4 protein-coding genes are annotated in these 3,110 nt (G+C 66.8%); all 4 read right to left on the bottom strand.

The features are described from left to right. Positions 1-783, bottom strand: a 783-nt coding sequence (gene pssA / locus ACWF94_RS37505) for a CDP-diacylglycerol--serine O-phosphatidyltransferase (protein WP_453499249.1), incomplete at its 3' end; no start/stop codon positions are given. Next, entirely contained in the window at positions 776-1,432 is a 657-nt protein-coding gene (locus ACWF94_RS37500; RefSeq protein ID WP_453499247.1) for a phosphatidylserine decarboxylase, read from the bottom strand. The genes ACWF94_RS37500 and pssA, both read right to left, overlap by 8 nt. Positions 1,433-1,599: 167 nt before the next feature. Then, positions 1,600-2,805 (bottom strand): acyl-CoA dehydrogenase family protein, encoded by a 1,206-nt coding sequence (locus ACWF94_RS37495; protein WP_453499246.1) that lies wholly within the window; start codon positions 2,803-2,805, stop codon positions 1,600-1,602. A 2-nt stretch (positions 2,806-2,807) separates the two neighbouring features. Then, positions 2,808-3,110, bottom strand: a 303-nt coding sequence (locus tag ACWF94_RS37490) for a MaoC family dehydratase (protein WP_453499244.1), incomplete at its 5' end; no start/stop codon positions are given.

Genomic DNA, 3,110 nt, shown 5'->3' with positions numbered 1-3,110 from the left:
GAGGGGGATCACCGCGCCCAGCACCACCTGGAGCGCGCAGCCGGTCTGGAGCAGCAGCTGACCGCCGGGGGCGTCGAACGCCCAGGCCGCGAGCAGCCCCATCGCCGAGACGATCCAGCCGAGCATGGCGACGGCGAGAACGCCCCGCGGCTTGGGGTACTCGACCCGGCTCACCATCAGCCAGGCCGTACCGATGATCGCCAGGAGCGTCGGGATGAACGGCAGCTCAAGCAGCACGATCGAGACGATCGTGAGCGCGCCGAAGGGGCTCGGCATGCCCTGGAACATGCCGTCCTTCATGGTCACGCACGAGAATCTCGCAAGCCGCAGCACCACCGCCAGCAGCACCACGATCGCGGCCACCGCCGAGACCTTCTGATGGGCGTCGTCCGCGACCATCCCGTAGACCAGGACGAAATAGGCGGGGGCGAGCCCGAAGCTGATCAGGTCGGAGAGATTGTCCAGCTCGGCGCCCATCGGCGAACTGCGCAGCCTGCGCGCCACCAGTCCGTCACAGAGGTCGAAGATCGCCGCCAGCAGCATCAGGATCACGGCGGTGGCGGCGCTGTGCCGCGCCATGCCGCTCTCCTGGCTGCTGGTGAGGTGCGGGATGAGGATTCCGGTGGTGGTGAAGTACACCGCCATGAATCCGCAGGTCGCGTTACCGAGCGTAAGGGTGTCCGCTATCGACAGCCGCAGTGAGAGCGGCATCTCCTCCGCGTCGTCCTCGGCGTCCGCCTCTGCCTCGGCGACCCAGCCGGCCTGTGTTTCAGGATCAATCACGGTCAATGCGAGTCACCCCCGCGGTCGTGGTCTGCCCGACCTCGACCGCGACCTCGACACCTTCCGGAAGGTAGATGTCGACGCGCGAGCCGAAGCGGATCAGACCGATGCGATCGCCCTGCTCGACCTTGGTGCCCTGGGGCACGTACGGCACGATGCGCCGGGCGACGGCACCTGCGATCTGCACCATCTCGATGTCACCGAGCTCGGTGTCGAAGTGCCAGACAACGCGCTCGTTGTTCTCGCTCTCCTTGTTGAACGCCGGTACGAAACCGCCCGGGATGTGCTCCACGGAGGTCACCGTGCCCGCCAGCGGCGCACGGTTGACATGGACGTTCAGCGGGCTCATGAAGATCGCGACGCGAGTGCGCCCGTCCTTCCACGGCATGATGCTCTGCACCACACCGTCGGCGGGCGAGATGACCCTGCCCTGGGTGATCTCGCGCTCGGGGTCGCGGAAGAACCACAGCATGCCCGCCGCGAGCGCGGTGGTGGGCACGGCGATGACCGCCGCACGCCGCGAGCGGCGCGAGCGGGCCAGGCTGATGGCTGCGGTGGCGACGGTCGGCAGAAGCCACGGCGATGCTCCGCGAGCTAGGCGTCCCTTGGGGAAACCGTCGCGAGGTGCAGAGGTTTGGCTGTGGGGCATGAATGACCTTCGTAGCGGATGATGCCGCGCTGGCAACGGGGACGGCGGCTTTCCGTCGATGCTATCGGGTGCGGACCGCAACTGGGAAAGGCGGCAGCCGAGTCGGCAGCGGAAGCGGATGACCGGGTGTGATCAGCCTCGCCGCCGAACCGCCCCAAAGACGACCATCACCCCTGGAATCGGTACTCCTCCAGCAGCCGTCGACCAATGATCATCTTCTGGATCTCGGCGGTACCCTCGCCGATCAGCAGCATCGGGGCCTCCCGGTAGAGGCGCTCGATCTCGTACTCCTTCGAGAAGCCGTAGCCGCCGTGGATCCGGAACGCGTCCTCGACGACTTCCTTGCAGTACTCGGATGCGAGGTACTTCGCCATCCCTGCCTCCAGGTCGTTTCGTTCCCCGGAGTCCTTTTTGCGTGCTGCGTTCACCATCATCGCATGGGCGGCCTCGACCTTGGTGGCCATCTCCGCCAGCTTGAACGAAATGGCCTGGTGGTGGGCGATCGCCTTGCCGAAGGTGTGCCGCTGCTGGGCGTAGGAGATGCCCAGCTCGAAGGCGCGCTGAGCGACGCCGCAGCCACGCGCGGCGACATTGACCCGGCCGACCTCGACGCCGTCCATCATCTGGTAGAAGCCCCGGCCGGTGGTCCCGCCGAGCACCCGATCGGACGGTACGCGCAGGCCGTCCATGATCAGCTCGGTGGTGTCGACCCCCTTGTACCCCATCTTGTCGATCTTTCCCGGGATGGTGAGACCGGGGCGGACCTCGCCGAAGCCGGGCTCCTTCTCGACCAGGAAGGTCGTCATCGACTTGTGCGGAGCGGTCCCCTCGGGGTGGCCCTCGTCGCTGCGCACCAGTACGGCGACCAGATTCGACGTCCCGCCGTTGGTCAGCCACATCTTCTGGCCGGTGAGGACGTAGTCGTCGCCGTCCCGGACGGCCTTCGATGTGATGGCGGACACATCGGAGCCGAGGGCCGGCTCCGACATCGAGAACGCGCCCCGCACATCGCCCAGGGCCATCCGCGGCAGGAAGGTGTCCTTCTGCTCCTGGGTGCCGTGCTGCTTGAGCATGTAGGCCACGATGAAGTGCGTATTGATGATCCCCGAGACGGACATCCAGCCCCGGGCGATCTCCTCGACACACAGCGCGTAGGTGAGCAGCGACTCGCCGAGTCCGCCGTACTCCTCGGGGATCATCAGCCCGAAAAGACCGAGTTCCTTGAGCCCCTCGACGATCTGTGTCGGGTACTCGTCGCGGTGTTCCAGCTCGGTCGCGACCGGAAGAATCTCCTTGTCGACAAAATCCCGGACCGTCGCCAGGATCTCCCGCTGGACATCGGTCAGCCCGTGCGTCTGGGCGAGTCGCGCCATCGCTACTTCTCCTGCCTGGCCGGTTCGGTGGGTTCGGGGCGGGCGGGCTGCTCCCCGCCGCGTTCCTGGATGTAAGCGGCGGTGGGGACCATGACCTTGCGGCGGAAGACGCAGACGACGGTGCCGTCCTGTTTGTAGCCCCGGGTCTCGACGTGGACGATGCCCCGGTCCGCCTTGGAGCGGGAGGGCGTCTTGCCGAGGACGGTGGTCTCGCCGTAGATGGTGTCGCCGTGGAAGGTGGGGGCGATGTGGCGCAGTGACTCGATCTCCAGGTTGGCGATGGCTTTGCCGGAGACGTCGGGGAC

This window comes from Streptomyces sp. NPDC055078, from assembly GCF_053607985.1.
Note: the sequence above shows the minus strand (reverse complement) of the source record. Positions and strands in the feature narration are given on the sequence as shown.